The organism is Massilia sp. Bi118 (assembly GCF_918697865.1).
Classification (GTDB): domain Bacteria; phylum Pseudomonadota; class Gammaproteobacteria; order Burkholderiales; family Burkholderiaceae_D; genus Telluria.
In genome coordinates this window covers 302,675-322,076 of record NZ_CAKKMV010000001.1, presented here as the reverse complement: position 1 = coordinate 322,076, position 19,402 = coordinate 302,675, and the positions used below count along the sequence as shown (strand labels likewise).

At 67.4% G+C, this 19,402-nt stretch carries 14 protein-coding genes; 5 read left to right on the top strand and 9 right to left on the bottom strand.

The genetic code is table 11. From position 1 onward, the window contains the following. Positions 1-2 precede the first annotated feature (2 nt). A complete protein-coding gene (locus tag LQV39_RS01405; protein ID WP_230019834.1) occupies positions 3-1,088 on the top strand; it encodes an alpha/beta hydrolase in 1,086 nt (361 codons plus the stop codon). Positions 1,089-1,229: 141 nt separating this feature from the next. Here LQV39_RS01405 and LQV39_RS01400 read toward each other — a convergent pair whose 3' ends face one another. The 3 genes from LQV39_RS01400 to LQV39_RS01390 all read right to left on the bottom strand — a co-directional run bounded on the left by LQV39_RS01400 (position 1,230) and on the right by LQV39_RS01390 (position 3,757). After that, on the bottom strand, positions 1,230-1,736 hold the full coding sequence (locus tag LQV39_RS01400) for a GNAT family N-acetyltransferase (protein ID WP_230019833.1): 507 nt from the start codon (positions 1,734-1,736) through the stop codon (positions 1,230-1,232). A 6-nt stretch (positions 1,737-1,742) separates the two neighbouring features. After that, on the bottom strand, positions 1,743-2,273 hold the full coding sequence (locus tag LQV39_RS01395; protein WP_230019832.1) for a GNAT family N-acetyltransferase: 531 nt from the start codon (positions 2,271-2,273) through the stop codon (positions 1,743-1,745). Between the two features lie 203 nt (positions 2,274-2,476). Beyond that, on the bottom strand, positions 2,477-3,757 hold the full coding sequence (locus LQV39_RS01390; RefSeq protein ID WP_230019831.1) for an amidohydrolase family protein: 1,281 nt from the start codon (positions 3,755-3,757) through the stop codon (positions 2,477-2,479). A gap of 176 nt (positions 3,758-3,933) precedes the next feature. On the opposite strand from LQV39_RS01390, the gene LQV39_RS01385 reads away from it, so the two are divergent. The 4 genes from LQV39_RS01385 to LQV39_RS01370 all read left to right on the top strand — a co-directional run bounded on the left by LQV39_RS01385 (position 3,934) and on the right by LQV39_RS01370 (position 10,595). Further along, complete coding sequence (locus tag LQV39_RS01385; protein WP_230019830.1) at positions 3,934-4,725, top strand: phasin family protein; 792 nt, start codon at positions 3,934-3,936, stop codon at positions 4,723-4,725. A gap of 91 nt (positions 4,726-4,816) precedes the next feature. Next, complete coding sequence (locus LQV39_RS01380) at positions 4,817-6,568, top strand: ABC transporter ATP-binding protein (RefSeq protein ID WP_230019829.1); 1,752 nt, start codon at positions 4,817-4,819, stop codon at positions 6,566-6,568. Continuing rightward, positions 6,558-8,354: an ABC transporter ATP-binding protein gene (locus LQV39_RS01375; protein WP_230019828.1), complete on the top strand. Its 1,797-nt coding sequence runs from the start codon at positions 6,558-6,560 to the stop codon at positions 8,352-8,354. The genes LQV39_RS01380 and LQV39_RS01375 overlap by 11 nt, the downstream gene beginning before the upstream one ends. Before the next feature lie 171 nt (positions 8,355-8,525). After that, positions 8,526-10,595: a diguanylate cyclase gene (locus LQV39_RS01370; protein WP_374199389.1), complete on the top strand. Its 2,070-nt coding sequence runs from the start codon at positions 8,526-8,528 to the stop codon at positions 10,593-10,595. Between the two features lie 15 nt (positions 10,596-10,610). Here LQV39_RS01370 and LQV39_RS01365 read toward each other — a convergent pair whose 3' ends face one another. The 6 genes from LQV39_RS01365 to LQV39_RS01340 are packed head-to-tail and all read right to left on the bottom strand — an operon-like array spanning position 10,611 to position 19,350. Then, positions 10,611-10,910 carry a hypothetical protein gene (locus tag LQV39_RS01365; RefSeq protein ID WP_230019826.1) on the bottom strand — a complete coding sequence of 100 codons (300 nt, stop codon included), beginning with the start codon at positions 10,908-10,910 and terminating at the stop codon, positions 10,611-10,613. An 18-nt stretch (positions 10,911-10,928) separates the two neighbouring features. Next, entirely contained in the window at positions 10,929-12,053 is a 1,125-nt protein-coding gene (locus LQV39_RS01360; RefSeq protein WP_230019825.1) for a hypothetical protein, read from the bottom strand. Positions 12,054-12,062: 9 nt separating this feature from the next. Continuing rightward, entirely contained in the window at positions 12,063-15,827 is a 3,765-nt protein-coding gene (locus tag LQV39_RS01355) for a tubulin-like doman-containing protein (protein ID WP_230019824.1), read from the bottom strand. Between the two features lie 18 nt (positions 15,828-15,845). Continuing rightward, positions 15,846-16,319 carry a hypothetical protein gene (locus tag LQV39_RS01350; RefSeq protein ID WP_230019823.1) on the bottom strand — a complete coding sequence of 158 codons (474 nt, stop codon included), beginning with the start codon at positions 16,317-16,319 and terminating at the stop codon, positions 15,846-15,848. 32 nt (positions 16,320-16,351) lie between these two features. Continuing rightward, positions 16,352-17,845 (bottom strand): hypothetical protein, encoded by a 1,494-nt coding sequence (locus LQV39_RS01345; RefSeq protein ID WP_230019822.1) that lies wholly within the window; start codon positions 17,843-17,845, stop codon positions 16,352-16,354. Beyond that, the gene (locus tag LQV39_RS01340; protein WP_230019821.1) at positions 17,842-19,350 is read right to left on the bottom strand and encodes a hypothetical protein; all 1,509 of its coding nucleotides are present in this window, start codon (positions 19,348-19,350) and stop codon (positions 17,842-17,844) included. Before LQV39_RS01340 ends, LQV39_RS01345 begins: the two co-directional genes overlap by 4 nt. Positions 19,351-19,402 lie beyond the last annotated feature (52 nt).

Below are 19,402 nucleotides of genomic sequence, written 5' to 3'. Positions count from 1 at the left end.
CTATGAAACGATTCATGAACACGGCCGCGGCGGCGATGCTGCTGGCGCTCACGGCCCAGCAGGCCGGCGCCACCACGGTGCGCATCCACTACCCGGCCGGCAAGGAAGACATCCGCGTCATCGGCGACAAAGGGCCGATGAGCTGGTCGAAAGGCGTGCCGGCACAGCGCCCGGAAGGCCCGGTCAACGTCTGGACCTATACCTGGCCGGACGAATTGGGCGCGGTACAGATGAAGCCCACGCTGGGCGAGGACAAGGTCTCGATCGGCGGCGCCTACAAGCTGGCGCCGGGCAGCACGGTCGACATCTACCCCTTCTTCGGCGCCCCCTTCGGCAAGCTGACGATCGTGAAGGACTTCGAGTCCAGGCAGCTGAACAACAGGCGCGCGCTGCGCATCTGGCTGCCGCCCAGCTATGCGGAGAACCCGGCCAAGCGCTACCCGGTGCTCTACATGCACGACGGCCAGAACCTGTTCGACGCGAAGACCGCGGCCTATGGCGTCGAATGGGGCATCGACGAGACCATGAACCGCCTGATCGCGATGGGCATCACCGACGAGGTGATCGTGGTCGGCATCGACAACACGCCGGACCGCATCCCCGAATACACGCCCTGCTGCGACCCGAAATACGGCGGCGGCAAGCTCGATGCCTACGGCGCCTTCATCGTCGACACGGTCAAGCCTTACGTCGACCGCACTTACCGCACGCTGCCGGGCAAGGAGAATACAGCGATCATGGGCTCGTCCCTCGGCGGCATCGCCTCGGTCGCGATCGCGCAGCGCTATCCGGAGACCTTTTCGAAGGCCGGCGGCGTGTCCAGCTCCTTCTGGTGGAACAAGGGCGCCCTGATCGCCAAAGTACCGGCGCGCCTGCCGGTCAAGTTCTACCTCGACGCCGGCACGGTCGACGATGGACTCGACGATACGACGAAGATGCTGGAAGCCATGCGGGCGAAGGGCTACCGCGAGAACGAGGACCTCATGTTCTTCAAGGCCGACGGCGGGCGCCACAACGAGGCTTCATGGGCGGCGCGGGTAGAGAAGCCGCTGACCTGGTTCTTCCCTTGGGGTAGCGTCAAACAATAATCACGCGGCCTAAAAACCGTCGTTCCCGCGCAGGCGGGAACCCAAGTCCGACGCGTGCCACCAGCACTAAATAAAGTGGCTATTCATGCAAACTTGGGTTCCCGCCTTCGCGGGAACGACGAGGTGTGAGCGGGAACGGCGTCAGAACTCGATACTGTACAAATTGGTCCCCGCATCCCCGGGCACCAGATGCCTGAACTCGACAAACTCCAGCCCCAGCTTGCGCAGCAAGCCATTCGACGCCACGTTGGCGGGCGACGTGATCGCCACCAGCTTGCGAATGCCGATGGTCGGCGCATAGTCCAGCACCGCCCGCGCCGCCTCGTAGGCATAGCCCTGGCCGCGCCAGTCCGGCAGGTAGGCGTAGCCGATGTCGATCTCTTCCAGCGTGTCGCGCTTGATCAGGCCGCACATGCCGATCGGCGATCCGCACTCGCTCAACTCGACCACGTACAGCGAATGCCCGCGCTCTTCCTGCATCGCGACCGGCCCGGCCAGCAAGGCCTGCCGGGCATCGTCCAGCGTGCGGATGCCGCGGTCGCCGATATGCTCGATGAAGGCGGGGTCGTTGACCAGCGCGTGATAGAACACGATGTCGTCTGGCGTTGCGGTGCGCAGGCGCAGGCGTTCGGTACGGAGGATCTCCATCAGGTGTCAGTCTTCCTCGGGAAGCTCCCAGCGCGCCGGGTCTTCCAGTAATTTGTACATCACATAGGCGTCGACATAACCCAGGCGGCGGTGGCGGTAGGCCTTGGGCAAAGTGCCGACGATAGCAAAGCCCAGCCGCTTCCACAGGGTGATGGCGGGACTGTTGGTGCTGACCACGTAGTTGAACTGCATGGCCAGGTAACGCTGGCGGCGCGCTTCCTCGATGCTGTGCTCACCCAGCATGCGGCCGACGCCCACGCCCTGGGCGTTCGGGCTCACCATGTAGGAAGCGTTGGCGACGTGGTTGCCGCGTCCGAAGTGGTTCGGCTGCAGCTTGTACATCCCGAGTATCCGCTCGCCTCCCTTGGTCGCCACGAAGGTGGTCGCACTCGGCGCGAACCAGTATTCATGGCTGTCCTCGCGGCTGGTCGAGCCGCCATGGGCGACGGTTTCGCCCGTGGCGACATGGGCCTGGAAGATGGTCCACATGGCGTTGAAGTCGGCGTCGCGCGCTGGTCGAATCTGGATGTCTCTCACTGCTGAGTCCGCTGGAGGGTAACGAAAGCGCAAGATTCTAAACCGGGAATTGACTGCGCGGCTAGAGAAAAATGTAACCGCATTTACACATGGAAACTGAGTTACGGTAAGCAACTTTTTCTGAATGTTTAGCATGCTTGTCCGCCATGTTTACGTATTTTCTCCTGCCTTGACTTGTATAGGCAGGACTTCGCAAAACGTTCCTACTCTTTGCGGGTCAGCCTGAAATCGACGCTCTGCGGCCTGCCCGGCAGGTTCAGCGACGCACGCGCGGGCGGCGCTTCGCTCAGCACTTTGCCGCGCCGCAGCACCAGGCGGCGCGCGGCGCGCAGGCGGATCGCCTCGACCGGGCCGCCGGCGTCGAGCAGCACCAGGTCGGCGCTGGCGCCCGGGACGATGCCATAGCCCTGCAGGCCGAGGATGCGCGCCGGCGTTTCCGTCACCGCCAGGAAGCACTGGCGCATCGCGGCCTGGCCGGTCATCTGGGCCACGTGCAGGCCCATGTGCGCCACCTCCAGCATGTCGCCGGAACCGAGCCCGTACCAGGGGTCCATCACGCAGTCGTGGCCGAAGGCGACCGGCACCCCGGCCGCCAGCAGCTCCGGCACCCGGGTCATGCCGCGCCGCTTTGGATAGGTATCGTGGCGGCCCTGCAGGGTAATGTTAATCAAGGGATTCGCAATCGCCGCCACGCCCGATTCGGCAATCAGCGGAATCAGCTTGCTGACATAGTAATTGTCCATCGAATGCATGGAGGTCAGGTGCGAGCCGGTCACCCTGCCCTGCATGCCGAGGCGCTGGGTTTCATAAGCCAGGGTCTCGATGTGGCGCGACAGCGGATCGTCGGTTTCGTCGCAGTGCATGTCGACCATCAGGCCCTTTCCGGCCGCGAACTCGCACAGCAGGCGCACCGATTCCGCGCCCTGCGCCATGGTGCGCTCGAAATGCGGGATGCCGCCGACCACGTCCACGCCCATCGCGATCGCGCGCTTCAGATTCTCGAAGGCGCCGGGACTGCGCAGCAGGCCATCCTGTGGGAAGGCCACCAGCTGCAGGTCGATATACGACGCCACGCGCCGCTTCACTTCCAGCAGGGCTTCGACGGCGAGCAGCCGGTCGTCGCAGATATCGACGTGGGTGCGGATCGCCAGCAGGCCGCGCGCCACCGCCCAGTCGCAGTACTCCATCGCGCGTTCGATCAGCGCTTCCTGGGCCAGCTGGGGTTTGAGTTCGCCCCACAGCGCGATCCCTTCCAGCAGGGTGCCGGATTCGTTCACGCGCGGCAGGCCGTAGCTGAGGGTGGCGTCCATGTGGAAGTGGGCGTCGACGAAAGGCGGGCTGACCAGATCGCCGCCGGCGTCGATCTCGCGCAGACCGCGCTGCGGCAGCTGCGGGCCGACCGCGGCAATGCGCTCGCCCTCGATGGCGATGTCGATCCCGTGGCGGCCATCGGCCAGGGAGGCGTTGCGGATGACGAGATCCATACGGTTTCTCCTGATGAGGACGACTTATTGTACTTCGAATGATGCAAATTAATAATTCATGCTGCATCGCAAGATTTCCTTGCAAAAACAACACAAATATCACTTTCAAACGCTAGGGAACGCCTTTACACTAGATCTTATTGCAGTGCGTCATAACTGAATATAAAGGGATACCGATGACTCAATTTTCCGACCAGTTGTCCACCGTCCGCCAGGCACAGTTCGAAGCCCAGCTCGATTTCTTCCGCTCCTTCACCACCCGCGCACTCGACAGCGCCGGCCAGCTGGCCGCGCTGAACGTGCGCACCTCGCGCGCCTCCGTCGAGCAGGCCGCCGGCGCTTTCAGGCAGCTGCTCGAGGTGCGCGACCCGCGCGACCTGTTCTCCCTCGGCTCCGCCGCCCAGGGACAGTGGCAGGCCCTGTTCTCGTATGGCCGCGAACTGGCCGGCCTCGCCGCCGGCGTGCGCACCCTGCCGGCATCCATCCCGCTGCTGGCCTCTCCCGCGCCCACCGCCAACGTCCCGACCAGCTACACCCAGGTGATCGAGCAGGCTTCGATTGCCACCGACGCCGCCGCCACGATCGGCAGCGAGATCGCCGCCGCAGCCGTGGACATTGGGGCCGCGCATGCCGAAGCCGCGATCGAAGCCGGCACCGTGGCGCGCGCGGAGCCTGCCCCGGCCTCGGCACAAGCCGGCGCACAGGCTGACGCGCAAACCGCGCAATTCGAAGCCGCCATCGAGACCGCCATCGCCGACGATGCGCCCCCGGCCGAACCGACCACGCTGGCGAAGGCCCTGAACGAGGTGTCGCCGAAGCCGGCAAGCGCCGCGCATCCGATCGCTTCCACCGTGCCGCTGGAAGCGGCGGAAGGCCAGGTCGAACTGCCCCAGGTAGCGCCGCCGGAAAGCATCGCGCCGGTCATCGCGCCGCCGCCGAAGGCATCGCGCTCCTCGCGCAGGAAGTGAGCCGCAGCTCGAAGCACAGCCGGTCTGCAGGCGCCTGGCAAAAATAGTACATTAGCGGTCCTCGCAACACGATCGAAGAACAGGACACGCAATGGGTTTGGCTAGGCTGATCGGCGGCTTCGTGCGCCGGCATTGGCGTTCGTACGCGTCGTCGGCGGTGATGCTGTTCGGCGTCGCCCTGTGCTCGGTGCTGGTGCCGCGCAAGGTCGGCGCCACCATCGACGCCCTGGCGGCGCACCGCCTGCAGGGCCAGGACCTCACTTTCCAGCTGTTGCAGCTGCTCGGCCTGGGCCTGGCGATTTATGTGCTGCGCGTGGCCTGGCGCTTGCGCCTGTATTCCGCCGCCTACCGCCTCGGGGTCGAGCTGCGCACCCGCCTGTATGCGCGTCTTTCGGCCCAGGGCCCGGCCTTCTACCAGCGCCAGCGCACCGGCGACCTGATGGCGCTTGCCACCAACGACATCGACGCCATCGAGCAGGCCGCCGGCGAAGCCATGCTGGCCGGCTTCGACGGCACCCTGACCCTGGTCATGGTCCTCGGCATCATGTTCCTCGGCGTCGACTGGCGCCTGACCCTGATCGCCCTGCTGCCCTTCCCGCTGATGGCGCTGGCCTTCTGGCGCATCTCCAGCCACATCCACACCGCGTCCAGCGATTCGCTAAAGCGTTTCTCGGCGCTCAACGACCACGTGCAGGAAACCCTGTCCGGCGTGCGCACCCTGCGCGCCCTCGGCCTGGAGCAGCGCAGCGCCAGGCAGTTCGGCGAGCTGGCCGCGCGCGCCGCCGACGCCAGCCTGACGGCGCAGAAATGGGAAGCGGCCTACGAGCCGGCGGTCGGCCTGACCCTCACGGCCGCCACCGGCCTCACGCTCGGCCTGGGCGGCTACCTGGTGTGGAACAACCAACTCACCATCGGTTCGCTGACCAGCTTCACGATGTATCTCGGGCAGCTGATCTGGCCGATGTTCGCGGCCGGCTGGGTGCTGTCCCTGATCGAACGCGGACGCGCCGCGCTGGCGCGCCTGGAGCCGCTGCTGGAGGCGCCGCTCACGATCGACGACCATGGCACCATCGCGCAACTGCAGCGCGGACCGCTGGTGCTGCAGGACCTGAGCTTCGCCTACACCGGCCAGGATATCCCGGCGCTGAAGCAGGTATCGGTGCGCCTGGAACCCGGCCAGACCCTGGGCCTGGTCGGCCCCACCGGCGCCGGCAAGTCGACCCTGCTGCGCGTTCTTCTGCGCCAGGCCGAGCCGCAGCACGGGCGCGTCAGCTGGGGCGGCCACGCCCTCGACGAATACACCCTGGCCACGCTGCGCGCCGGGATCAGCTGGGTGCCGCAGGAGTCCTTCCTGTTCTCGGCCTCGATTGCCGAAAACATCGCCCTCGGCAAGCCCGGCGCCTCGCGCGAGGAGATCGAGCACGCGGCGCGCATGGCCGACATCCACGACGACATCCTGCGCTTCCCGAACGGCTACGACACCCCGGTCGGCGAAAAGGGCATCACCCTGTCCGGCGGCCAGCGCCAGCGCGTGGCGATCGCGCGCTCGCTGCTGGCGCAAAGCCCGCTGCTGCTGCTCGACGACGCTTTATCCGCGGTCGACACCGGCACCGAAACCCGCATCCTCGAGCACCTCGACGAGCTGCGCGCCTCGCGTCCCGAGCTGTCCGCGGTCATTGCGAGCCATCGCCTGTCGGCCGTGGTCAAGGCCGATCTCATCATCGTGCTGAAGGATGGCCGCATCGCCGAATCGGGCAGCCACGAAGCGCTGCTGGCGCTGGACGGCTGGTATGCCAGCCAGTGGCGCTATCAACAACTGGAGGCCAGCCTCGATGCAGTCTAAAGAAAAAACCACGCCGGCCCAGGCCAGGCAGGCGGCCGGCCTGCTGCGCCGCGCCGCGCATCCGGACCGCGCCCACCTGGGCTGGGCCACCGGCTGGCTGATCCTGGCCGCCGGTCTCGAAGTCCTCGGCCCGCTGCTCGGCAAGAAGCTGATCGACGAGCACCTGCTGCCGCATCACCTGGACTGGACCCGCATGGGCATCCTGCTGGGCGGCGTGCTGCTCACCGGCTGGGCCGCGTCCTGGCTGCGTTTCCTGCAGCTGGTGCGCCTGTCCGGCCTGGCGATGCGCTCGGTGCAGCGGCTGCGCGAGTGGGTATATGGCCACGTGCTGCGCCTGCCGATGGCCTTCTTCGACCGCGCCATCACCGGCCAGCTGGTGAGCCGCGTCACCAACGACACCGAGGCCGTCAAGACCCTGTACATCCAGGTGCTGTTCGTGATCCTCGACTCCACCATCGTGCTGGTCGGGACCTCGATTGCGATGGCCTGGCTGGACTGGCATCTGATGCTGATCGTGCTGGCCCTGCTGCCGGCGGTGCTCGGCATCATCTGGCTCTACCAGCGTCTCTCTGCGCCGGCCGTCACGCGCGCCCGCGCCCTGCGCAGCGACATCAACGCCCAGATGGCGGAATCGATAGGCGGCATGAGCGTGCTGCAGGCGAACAATGCACAGCACCGCTTCGGCCAGCGCTTCGCCGCCACCAACGACCAGCATTACACGGCGCGCGTGGCCGAGCTGCGCGCGAACGCCTTCCTGCTGCGTCCCGCCCTCGACTTCCTCAACGTGATCCTGCTGGCGGTGGTGATCTTCAGCTTCGGCCGCCAGAGCATGGGCGCGGTCGAGGTCGGGGTGCTGTACGCCTTCATCAGCTATATCGCGCGGGTGGTCGAGCCGCTCATCCAGATCACGATGCAGTTCAGCGGCCTGCAGCAGGCGGTGGTCGCGACCGCGCGCGTGGCGCACCTGCTGGATGAAACCAGCGCGCCCGAACACGGCATGCGCAGCGGCAGCGGCGGCCGCCCGGCGGATACGCCGGCGAACCAGGTCGAAGGCGCGCCGGCGGTGCGGGTGCGCGACCTGAGCTTCGGCTACGTCGATGGCGTCACCGTGCTGCACCGCCTGTCGCTGGAGATTCCGCAGGGCGCCTTCTTCGGCATCGTCGGCCACACCGGCAGCGGCAAGTCGACCCTGCTGTCGCTGCTGCTGCGTTACTACCCCGTCAAGGAAGGCAGCATCGAGATCCACGGCGAGCCGCTGGCCGGCATCGCCAACGAGCGTTTCCGCAACGAGGTCGGCCTGGTGCCGCAGGATCCCTTCCTGCTGGCGGCGTCGGCGCGCGAGAACATCGACATGGGACGCGGCCTGCCGCAAGAGGCCATCGAAGCGGCGGCGCGCGCGGCCCATGCCCACGATTTCATTGCCGCGCTGGAACAGGGCTACGACACGCCGCTGGGCGAAGGCGGCTCGCGCCTGTCGTCCGGCCAGAAGCAGCTGATCGCGATCGCCCGCGCGCTGGCCGGCAAGCCGCGCATCCTGCTGCTGGACGAAGCGACCTCCCGCATCGACAGCGCGACCGAGCAGATCGTGCAGCAGGCCGTGGTCGGGCTGCGCGGCAAGGTGACGGTGATCGCGATCGCGCACCGCCTGTCGACCATCCGCGACGCCGACCGCATCGTCGTGCTGAACCACGGCCGCATCAGCGAGGCCGGCAGCCATGAGGCGTTGATGCGCATCGAAGGCGGGCTGTACCAGCGGCTTTATCTGCTGCAGCAGCTTGCCGCCTGAGCAATTGAACACGCATCGCATAGTACCTGTATATACAACTTATAAGGCATAGGAATACCTCTGTATCTTTTTCGCATATAGTGGGCGAAATTTGTATTTCTTTGTAGCAACCGGCGTACAATGGTTGGTTGAGTCCCGAGTGGGACGCAATCGACACGTCCCTGGGGAACTATGTTGGCAGGCCTGAAACGCGGATCGCACCACCGGCGCAGCATCAAGCTGCTGTTCGCGCTTTTGTGCGCGTCAGGCACCGTTGCCGCCGATCCAGGGCTGCTTCCCCAACGCCTGACCGAGGTGCAGGAAACCATTCGCATCAATCCGCAACGCGGGTTGACGATGCTGCATGAGCTGGCGCCCAAGGAAAAGGGAGCGCCTGCCGCGGAGTACGCGGAATTCCTCAGCCTGTCCTGCATTGCCCACTACCGGGTGGGTGACAACGACCGGGCCATGCCTTTGTGCGAGCAAGCGCTGGCACTGGCGCGCCAGAGCGGCGACCAGCGCGCGATCGCGAAAGCCTTGCTGGCGAAAGCCTATGCCCTGTTCGCCATCAACGAGATGGGCCAATCGCACCAACTGGTGTGGGAGGCCGAAAAGCTGGCGGCGTCCAGCCCGGACCTCGACTTGCGGCTGCGCGCCACCATCTCGTCGGGCGAGTCGTACGCCGAGGATGGCAATTTCCCGACCGCTCTAAGCAAGATGCAGGCAGCCGCCACGCTGGCGCGCCAGAGCGGCAATCCGCTGTACACCGTCATGGCGCTGAATTCGCTGGCCTACCTGTACAACCAGATGCGCGAGCATGCCAAGGCCTTCGAAACACTGGACGAAGCCTACCGCGCGGCGGAGCAACTGGATTCGCCGGGCCGCCTGGCCATCCTGAAGACCACGGATTACGGCGTGGCAATCGATTCCGGCCATGTCCAGCGCGGCCTCAATGCCCTGCAGGCGGCGCTCGAACTGTCGCGCAGGGCCAATGCCGACTCGATGATCGCCACGACTTACGTCAACCTGTCCGACTTCTACCTGAAGCAGCGCGATTACAAGAATGCCCTGGCATCTGCCCAGCAGGCGCTGGAACAGTCGCGCCGCATCAAGAACGAACCGACCATGGCCACCGCGCGCGTCAACATCGGCCAGGCTTACCTGGCGATGGGACGGCTGGCGGAAGGCAAAATGTCCATCGAGGAAGGCATGGCGTGGTACGAGAAGTCCGGCCACATGCCGGATCTTCAGATTGTCCTGACCGAATACGGCGATGCGCTCGAACGTGCAGGCGACCTGGCGGGCGCCGTGCAGGCCTACCACCGCGAACGCACGCTGTCGAACGAACTGTTCGAGAAGCGCCGCCAGAAGGCGATGGTCGAGCTGCAGGAAAAATACGAAGCCGACAAGCGCCAGCGCCAGATCGAGCTGCTGCGCCAGGAAAACCAGGTCAAGAGCACCGAGATCGACAACCGCCGCCTGCAGCAGCGCGTCTGGTGGCTGCTGGCGCTGGTGTTCGCGCTGTCCGCGGTGATCGTCTACTTCCTGTACCGCAAAGTGCGCCAGGCGAATGCCCAGCTCGAGGAAAAAAACCTGGAGCTCAAGCAGCAGAGCGCGCGCGACCCGCTGACCGCCCTGTACAACCGCCGCCACTTCCAGGAATTCATGCGCGGCCACCAGGAGATCGCGCAGCGCGGCGCCGGCAAGGACGCGAACGAGGAAATGGTCAGCGCCCTCTACCTGCTGGACGTCGATCACTTCAAGCACATCAACGACACCTACGGCCACGGCGCCGGCGATGCGGTGCTGCGCGAAATCTCCGACGCCCTGCGCGAGATCCTGCGCGAGACCGACATGATCGTGCGCTGGGGCGGCGAGGAATTCCTGGCCTTCCTGCCGTCGGTGCCGCGCAGCAGCCTGGACGACGTCGCGCGCCGCCTGCTGAGCGGCATCCCGGCCCGCAGCATCGACTACCAGGGCACCAAACTGTCGGTGAACGTCTCGATCGGCTTCGCGCCCTTCCCGCTGGCACCGGGCGGCAAGTCGATGTCCTGGGAACGCGCCGTCAACCTGGTCGACATGGCGCTCTACCTCGCCAAGGGCCACGGCCGCAACCGCGCCTACGGCGTGCAGGGCTTTGCCGGCGATACCCGCATGAGCATGGAAGAGATCGAGCAGGATATCGAGGCTGCGTGGCGGGCGGGCAGCGTGGAGCTGTCGGTGGTGCAGGGGAACTGGCAGGAGTTAAGGGCGGTTTCGTAATCGCCCGCGGCGGCCTCAGCGCGCAGCCTCCTGCATCTTCTCGCCCGCCTGCTCCACCTTCTCCCCCACCTTCGCAGTCGCCCGGTCCAGGTTGTCCCTGGCCTGCGCCGCCGCTTCCTTCGCCTTCTCCCGCGCCCGCTCGGCGGCGGCATCGGCCTTGACCACCTGGTCCTGGACCGCCGTCTGCACCCTGGCGCCGGCCTCGTCGACGACCTTGCCGGCTTTCTGCGCCGGGCCCATGCCGTCGGCGGGCGACTGGTTGCAGCCGGCCAGCAAGGCGGCGGACAATAAAGCGATAGCCGATATGCGATTCATGATGCACCCCCTCTCCGGTTACTGGAACTTTGCCTGCTGCTCGGCCTGGGTCTTCAGCGCGCGGCACTCGCGGTTGCCGGCATCGACCATGGTCAGGCACAGCGTCATCTTGTCGACGGCGGCGCCGTAATTCCCGTTTGCCAGGTCGCGTTCCGCGCTCTGGATCAGGTTGTACGCGGACTGGGCCGTTTCCTGCGACGACCGGCCGCCGCCGGAGCCGGTCGCGCCGCGACCCGAGGAACCGACCGCGTTGCGCGGCACCGCCAGCGGATGCGCGGCGTCGCGCCGCGCGGCCTCGATCCGCTCCTTCATCGCGGCCGTGTCCTCGTCCTCGCCCCAGCGTTTGGTGAAGGCTTGCAGGCGGGTCCTGGCCTTGTCCCAGCTGGCCGCCGCCAGCGCCGCCTCGACCGCGTTGCTGGCGTCGCTCCAGGCCTTGCCGCGCTGGCGGCGCTTCGTGCATTTGGCGGCTTCGTCGTTGAGCGCCTGCTGCAGGCGCTGCAGCTGCTCCGCCGTGGCGCGCGTCTTGCGCAGCGCGATCAGGTCGGCCTGGGCCTCGCTGCCCTTGCATTCGCGCGCCAGGGCGATCGCGGCGTCGATCTGGCGCTCGATCTTCCTGGTCGAGGGCTTGGCCACCAGCCACAGGCCCCATAACGCGACCAGGGCCAGGATCCACCAGCGCAGGCGGATCGGCGAGCGCCTGGGCGGGTGCGCGGCCAGCGGCGGGCGCGGGACTTCCTGGCGTGGCGGCGGCGGTGGCAGTGGCGGTGGCGGAGGCGGCGGGCTGCCCGCGCCGGGCTTGCCGCTGCGACCGAAAGCGCTTGCGCTCGGGGGCGCGGACGTGGACAGCGGTGCCGCGTTCGGACGTGGCGTCTCAGGCGGCGGCGATGCAGCGCCGGCGCCTGCGGACGGCAGCTCCGGCGGCGCATCCGACCAGCCGGACAGCGCGGCGGCCGCACTCGCACCGGCCGCCGCCGCGACGGCCGCAGCGGACGCCGGCGATGCCGTCACGTCCGCGCCGGCCGGCATGCCCTGCGCACCCGCGCGCAGCTGCGCTGTCCCGCACCAGGGACAGTAATGCACGGGCCGCGGCGTGGGCCGGCCGCAAGCCTCGTTGATACAGCGGTAGATTGCCTGGTCGTGCACGTTGCTCCTTTATTCCGGGTCCGGGATCCCGTCCTCGGGATCGGGGATGGCGGTGTCGAAGGCGGCCGCCAGTTCCGGGATCTCGCCGACCGTCTTCCATTTGTCCTGGCGCGGATTCCACTGCATGTTCCAGATGCGCGTGCCCTGGTCGATCTCGCCGCGCGCCAGCGCCTGCGCGACCTCTTCCAGCGCATACGGGCCGCGCTGGGCGCCGTTCACGAACAGTTTATAGCGCGCCGCCATCGGGCTTGCGCCCACCACGAAAGCCGCAGGGCTGCCGGCCGAGGGGTGCAGGTCCGATCCTGCCGGGGCACGCATGCTTGGGCTGACGATGGTCGCGGCGGACGGCGCGCCATGCGCCATGTCCGCGGACACCAATCCCGGCGCGGTGGCCGCCGGCGACGCCGAACGCCGCTCCAGCGCCTGCAGCGCGCGCGCCTCGCTGGCCAGGAAGTCGGGCCGGATCACGCGCTTGTCGACCGGGCGCTCGACTTCCCAGTGATAGGCGTCGCTGGCGGAATCCGGCACCGTCTCGCTCCACAGGTCGAGCTGTGCCAGCGCCGCCTCCACCTGGGCCGGCGACAGCTCGGGATGGAGCGAGGCTGCGCGCCGCATCCACTGGTCGTACAGGCGCCGCGCCGTAATCGTCGGCAGCGACGGCGAGGGCAGCTGGGCGCCGGTCTCGTCGACTTCCAGCTTGGGCTCGTAGACGCGCAGCTGGTAGTGGCGCATCAGCGCCGCCAGCAGCGCCAGCCGGTAAGGCCCCATCGTGCCCAGGCGCTGCCGCACGGCGGCGATCACCTGCTCGCGGTAATAAGGCGGCAGGCCGTTCGAGCGGATCGCGTACTCGTTGCCGATCTGGAGCCATTCTCCCGAGCCCTGCTCGACTTCGAACAGATACTGGCCGCGCGGCTGGAAAGCGGCTTCGCGGTCGCCGGCGTCCTGCTTGCGGCGGATGACGCCCAGCGCCACCGCCTGCAGGAACCATTCGTAGTCGTCGGCCAGGCGATTCAGCTCGTCCATCGAAGGCGAGATCGGATGGCGGAAGCGCGTAGAGTCAAAATGCAGATGCGTCGGAATCTTCGGGTTCTCGATCTGGTAAGAGGCGCGCCAGGTCGGCAGGCCACGCAGCACCGTCATCGGGTAGCCGGACAGCTCGATGTAGCAGACCGCCCGCCCCGCCACGCCGGTGTTGACGATGGCGACGGCGTCGCCGTGCAGGAAGCCGGTCGGCACCGCGGCGCGGATCTCCGGTTCCAGCTTGCGCCAGGCGGCCGGGTCGCCGACGCCGACGAAGCACTTGAACTGGTCGGCGCTGGGCGTGAACTCGGCCGAGAAGCGCGCATTAATCCAGGGCATGCTACTCCGTATCCATTCGCTGAACACGCGGTGGCGCTCCTGCGGCGACATCGCGTTCAGGCGCTCCAGCAGCGGATCGATGGCCTGCGCCGGCTCCAGACCGGCCGCCTGCATGCTGGAGAGCTGGGTCTGCGCGCGGCGGAACAGTTTCAATAACAGATCTGCACGCAGGCGCTCGTCACCCAGCTGCGGGAACAGCCTGGCCGAACCGCCGAATTCCAGCAGCACCTCTTCGGACCAGCCGCTGACGTCGCTGGTCAGCCGCACCGGTTGCGGCAGCACGTCGCTGGCCAGCTTGATGTAGGTGGCGTGGTCAATGCGGGCGTCGGCGCGCAGCTGGCCGATGCGCTGGTCGCAGGCCGCCAGCATGGCCTGTACCGAACGCCGGCCTTCCTGGAATTCGCCGGCGATGCCGCTCCACTGGGCGTTTCCATGTTCATCGGTGCCCTGCGGGTTGCCGAGCCAGGCCGACATGCTGTTCATGACGTCGATGGCCTGGCCCGAAGCGACCGCCAATAAATGGAAACGCAGGTAGTCCGCGATGTCGCGCTTTAAATGGTTCATGACTTCGCGCGCCTGCGCATCCTTGCCGAACAGGCGGCCGGCGGCCTGCGACAAATTGTTCAGCGATTCCTCGACCTGGCGCGTGCGCAGGGCATCGCGGATGTCGCGGTAGCGTTTGCCGTTGCGCTGGGCGTTGGCGAGGTCGCGCTGGGCCAGCCTGCTCTTCACCTGCTCCAGCAGCGAGAGCACGAACTCCAGGCCGCCCTGCTTGCGGTCGTCGAGCAGCATGTAGAGGCGCCCGCGCACGTTCAGGCGCAGGTTGGCCAGCAGCTCACCGGTGTGGCGCTTGATGCGGTCTTCGCTGGTTTCGGCGGTGGCGCCGGCTTCGCGGATGGCGTCGCGCTCCAGGTTGGGCAGCAGCTCGACCACCTTCTCGCGCCACAGTTTCAAATCATAGGACGCCATGATGCGGTCGACCTCGACCTGCACCTTGCTCTCGACCCGCTCCAGCAGCGAACGCTGGTCCTTGTCCATCAAGAGCATGTCGGTGAGCGCGTATTCCTGGAAAGGCGTCACATCCACCGTGCCCTTGCGGAAGTCGGGAAATTCCGAGAACGGATGCTCGCCCATGCCCATCTGCTCGCGCATGAAGCTGTCGCGCTCCGCATCGGTGGCGCGGCGCGCGGCCGAGCCGTCGCTGCCGGCGAGACCGAAGAAGGCCTTCACCATCAGCGCCGCCAGTTCGTAGGCGCGGATGTCGTCGCGCAGGCTTTGCTGGGTGTCGAGCACGGCCTGGCCGAAGGCGGAATAGACCTTCGAATAGGACAGGCGCATGTCGCCGAAGCGCTGCTCCGGCACGCGCGGATTGTAGGGTCCCAGCTTGTGCTGCTGCTGGTTGACCGCCACCGAGCGCTTGCGGTTGGCAAAGTCCGCCGAGGCGAAATCCTCGAACAGGGTATCCGCCACCATCTGATAGACGTCCTTCACGTCCTGGGTCGCCTTGTTGGCCAGGTTGGCGGTGTCGACAAAGTAGACGTCGTCGAAAGGCGCGCCGCGGCCGACCACGCTGTCCGGGTCCATCCACTGCACGCGCGCGTTCATGTCGCGCATGGTGGTCTCGAGCTCCATCAGGGTCGCGTAGGCATTCGCCTCGGTGCGCTCTTTATTCGCCTTCGCATAGCCCGAAGGCAGGAACATCACCAGGTCGACCTGGCTGTCCGACACTTCCTGGCGCGCGATGGCCTTGGCGATCCAGCCCAGGTCGATGGCGCTGCCGGCCCCGGTGCCGCCCGCGTTCGAGGCGATGACGACGATGCGGAATTTCGAGGTGTCGACCTGCAGGCCGAGGCGCTGGTAGTTCTCCTTGCGCTCGATGCCGGCGTTCGAGCTGAGGAAGTTCAGCGCGCCCTTGATGCGGCCCCTCAGCTTGGGATATTTATCGAACAGGTAGAGCCGCGCCAGCGCGCGGATCTGGCCCGCGCCTTTCGACGGGTCGATGCCCAGCGAGCGCAGCTTCTTGGGACGCAGCGGCATCCAGCTTTCGATGAGCGGAAAACGCGCCAGGCTGTCGTCGGACTCGTGGTATTGCGGCAGGTCGAGCGGCTCGACCAGGCGTTCTTCGTCGGACAGCTTGACCAGCTCGTACCAGGGGTCGGTCTGCTGCGACTTGCCTTCGTCGATGATGGCCTGGTTGTCGAGGTCGAAGTGCAGGAAGCGCGCCACCGGGAAGTCGGCAATCGACTCCACCCGGGTCGGATGCTGGCGGTTCCAGACCGCCGACAGGATGCGGCGGCGGATCCGCATCATGACTTCCATGCCGGTGCCGCCGGAACCGATGAATAGCGTCGGCCGCAGGTCGACTTTGAGTTCGGCTTTTTTATTCAGGGCCGAGGGATCGGGAAAATCTGCCATGTTCGTTCTTCCTTGATATCAGCGGCGGCCAATGAAAAGCGCCGCGATGAGTGCGACCACACCAATGACCACCAGCGGCCCCGTGATCGCCAGCGTCAGATACTTGGCGGCGTTGATGATCGCCAGCACCGCCGCAAACGAGAGGAAAGCCAGTCCGACGAACATCAGCCAGCCCGCGCTGCCGGCCGCGGACGGCGCCACGCGCTTGACCACCAGGTGGTGCACGTAGGCGTTCCGCACGAAGAAGTAAATCACCAGCAGCACCAGCAGCACCGCGCCGCCGATCGCCAGGTCGCGCCCCGAGGTGTCGCGCAGCGGCGCCGCGCTGGGATTGGTGGCGCCGCCGGGCGCGATCTCGACCGGCTGGTTGGCGGTGTCGGGCGTGGTCTTCGGCATCGAATCCTGTGGCGCGGTCGGCGCGGCCGGCGCGGTCTGGCCGGGCAGCTTGAAGCCGGGATCGGTCGTTGTCGGTGAAGCCTTCTGATCTTGCATGGGGTCCTCTCGGGTCTGTTTTTATGGTGACTTCAGCGGCCCAGCCTGACCTGGGCGCCTTCGCGCAGGTCGATCAGCTGGTGGCCGAACAGCGTGGTCTTCAGGCTGGCCACCTGCTGGCCCGCCTTGTCGTAAATCGGCTGCGTCGCCCCGGCCCGCGTGTGCACGGTGCGCAGTTCATCTTCCACCGTCAGCTGCACGCGGCGCGGGCGGCCATAGGCCCAAGCGCCACCCGCCCCCGCCGCCAGCAGGGCCAGGGCACCGGCGATCGCGGCCAGCAGCGGACCGGCGCCGTAGTGAACCCTCACCTCCAGCGGCAGCACCGCGGTCGAGGCCTGGATCTCGCTGGGCGGGGTAAAGATCTCCGGCAGCGGGTCGCCAGGGAACAGTTCCGCCATCCGCTCGCGGAAAGCCTGCGACAGCACCAGCTTCTGGCCGGCCAGGTGCAGTTCGATCTGGCCCGGCAGCACATAGGCCGAACCGGCCGATTTCAGCGCCTCCATCGACCATTTGCCGGGCAGCTTGGCCACCGGCAGCTGCATGCTGGAGGCCAGCGGCTCGGTCTTGCCCGGCGCCAGCTGCTTGACTTCGTGGCGCGCCAGTTCGATGGGACGGTTTTCGCCGGCCAGCATCGAGCGCGCGCTGATCGTGGCGCCGGCGATGGTGTAGGGGTAGATCGTGTTCTGCAGCTGCCACTGGATGCGCGTGCCGGGCGCCACCGCATCCGGCTCGACGTCGGCATGCAGGCGGCCGCCCGCATCCATCGCCAGCGAGACGCCGGGGGCGCCCTCGACGCGGCGCGGCACCAGGCGCACGGTGTCGCGGTCCAGCGGTTTCAGGCGTGCCGGCGGCTCGGTGATCACGCGCTGCACGCGGCCGGAGGCCAGCAGGGCGTCGAGCGCCCGTCCGCCCTCCTTCCCGGCCGCGAACACATAGACCATCAGGCCGTTCGCGCTGTAGTGAGCGCCCGCTACCGGCATGCGCAGCGGGAAGGCCACGGCCTTGTCGATCGCGGCGCCGCGGTGGATCAGGGCGTAGAACTCGCGGTTGCGCGCGGCCGTCGCCTGGTCGTTGTTCGGGCTGTTGCGGTTGTTCGTCACCAGCCAGACCAGCCCCGGCTTGCCGGCCAGGACCTGGTTCAGGGCGGCGTCGACGGCCTCACCAAGGTCGGTGTCGGCCAGCGCCTGGCCGTTGGGCTTGCGCGCCGTCTGCAGGCCGGACAGCGCGGCTTCGACGTGGGCGTGGACCGTCTTCGCATCGACCTGCTCGGACAGCAATCCCTTCGGCGAGGGCGCGCCGGGCAGCGACTGGTTGAAGGCGGCCAGCACCAGGGCGTCGCCGGGCTGCACGACATTGGCGACCAGCGCCGTCACCAGCGGCTTGAAGGCCGATTTCGGATCCGTATAAAAGGGTTCCATCCAGCCCGAGTTCTGCACCAGCACCACGTGCGGGATGGCGAAGGCAGGCGCGCCGAAGCCGAGCAGGCCGGCTGCGAGCACCGCCAACCGTGCGAGCGCCCGCCTCACGTCAGCTCTTCCAGGTTCCAGCCGCGGATCCGGTTCCAGTCTGGGTGGTGCAGCCACAGATGATTGGCATACACGAAGGGCAGGCACTCGAGCGGACGCGACAGGCGTGCGATCTCGTCGAGGATGACGTTGCGCCGGCCTATCCATTCGACCGTGGTGCGGGCGATCACGCGGTCGGCCAGCGCTTCTTCGGCGCGGCCGGTGTATTTGTGGAAGCGCAGTACCAGCCCGCTGGGCTGGGCGCGGTTGTTGTTGAAGCTGCGCAGCAGCGGCAGCACCAGCGAATCGTCTTCGTTCTGGTCCTCGACATGTTCGCCGGACCAGGGCTCGTCGACCACCGGGTGGCCGCGCCGGAACAGCAGGTTGGCAAAGCCCAGGCGGGCGCCGTCGATGGGCTCGCGCTGCGGCTTCTCGACCCCGAGTTCGAGGAAGCAGTAGGACAGTCCATCATGCCCGATCAGCCACATGCGGCCGTCGCGGCTCAGGGTCGGCCCGCCGAACTGCAGGCGCGGCAGCCAGGTGTCGGGCCAGGGCAGGAAGCGCGGCGCCTCGCCCGGGCGCCACAGCAGCTGGCCCTCGTCGTGCAGCCAGCATAACTGGCCGTCGTAGCCGATCGGGCGGCTCCAGCCGGACAGCGGCAGCGCGCCGCATTCGTATTGCGGCCCCGGCGCCAGGTCCGCGCCCAGCGAGGACAGCACCAGCACGCCTGCATGCCCGCGCACCAGGCAGGCCAGCTGGCGGCGCATCGCACCCGGCGCCGCGGCCATCGGCGCGGCCAGCACCGGTTCAAGCCGGTAGGTCTCGTTGATCGGGTTGATCCACAGGCGGTACAGGCCTTGCGCGGTCGGCACCAGGCCCACCTCGCCGCGCCGCGGCTCCGCGGCCGGCAGCCAGCCATAGTCGGAGGCGCCGAAGCGCAGGTCGGCGCTGCCCTCTTCCGGCACCAGCACATGCCACAGCTCGCCCAGCGGATCCCAGTACTGCAGCACACCACGGCCCGGCGCCAGGGCCAGCAGGCGCTGCTCCGGAAAACCGTAGCCGGCGGCGATGAAGATGCATTGCGAGTTCGGCGGCGGCGGCATCGCGCTGTCGAAGCGGCCGACGACGGGGGCTGCGGGACGTTCCTCGAGGCTGTCGCCGAGCGGCAGCGAGGTCACCGGCAGGCCGTGCGGCACGTGGCGCGGCAGCAGCTGGTCGGCATGCGGCCCCCACCAGTCGGGCTGGCGCTGCGCCATGCCGGCCAGGCGCGTCAGGGGCTTGCCGCAGACGGGGCAGAAGGAGAAGCCTTCGGGATAGATGGGCGAGTGCTCGCAACCCTCGCCCTGATTGTCGGCACAAGCGCGAGGGAGCGAGGCGCCGAGCAGGTGCGCGAAGTCGGCCACGCGTCCACGCGCATGGCTGCTCCAGTCGATCCGGCCCAGGCCTTCGCTGGCCGCCAGTTCGAACTGCCCACTGCTCTCGTCTTCCAGCCAGACACTGGCCGGAGTTTCCCATCTGTATGCCATTGGTTCGCCATTGCCGTTGCCGTTGCACTTTTGGAATCATAGCGCCAGCAAT

Bases quoted from the DNA above. Each gene is read 5' to 3' on its own strand.
- LQV39_RS01370 (WP_374199389.1), top strand. From the start codon at position 8,526: ATGTTGGCAGGCCTGAAACGCGGATCGCACCACCGGCGCAGCATCAAG.
- LQV39_RS01375 (WP_230019828.1), top strand. From the start codon at position 6,558: ATGCAGTCTAAAGAAAAAACCACGCCGGCCCAGGCCAGGCAGGCGGCC.
- LQV39_RS01390 (WP_230019831.1), bottom strand. From the start codon at position 3,757: ATGGATCTCGTCATCCGCAACGCCTCCCTGGCCGATGGCCGCCACGGG.
- LQV39_RS01355 (WP_230019824.1), bottom strand. From the start codon at position 15,827: ATGGCAGATTTTCCCGATCCCTCGGCCCTGAATAAAAAAGCCGAACTC.
- LQV39_RS01380 (WP_230019829.1), top strand. From the start codon at position 4,817: ATGGGTTTGGCTAGGCTGATCGGCGGCTTCGTGCGCCGGCATTGGCGT.
- LQV39_RS01340 (WP_230019821.1), bottom strand. From the start codon at position 19,350: ATGGCATACAGATGGGAAACTCCGGCCAGTGTCTGGCTGGAAGACGAG.
- LQV39_RS01405 (WP_230019834.1), top strand. From the start codon at position 3: ATGAAACGATTCATGAACACGGCCGCGGCGGCGATGCTGCTGGCGCTC.
- LQV39_RS01385 (WP_230019830.1), top strand. From the start codon at position 3,934: ATGACTCAATTTTCCGACCAGTTGTCCACCGTCCGCCAGGCACAGTTC.
- LQV39_RS01350 (WP_230019823.1), bottom strand. From the start codon at position 16,319: ATGCAAGATCAGAAGGCTTCACCGACAACGACCGATCCCGGCTTCAAG.
- LQV39_RS01365 (WP_230019826.1), bottom strand. From the start codon at position 10,910: ATGAATCGCATATCGGCTATCGCTTTATTGTCCGCCGCCTTGCTGGCC.
- LQV39_RS01400 (WP_230019833.1), bottom strand. From the start codon at position 1,736: ATGGAGATCCTCCGTACCGAACGCCTGCGCCTGCGCACCGCAACGCCA.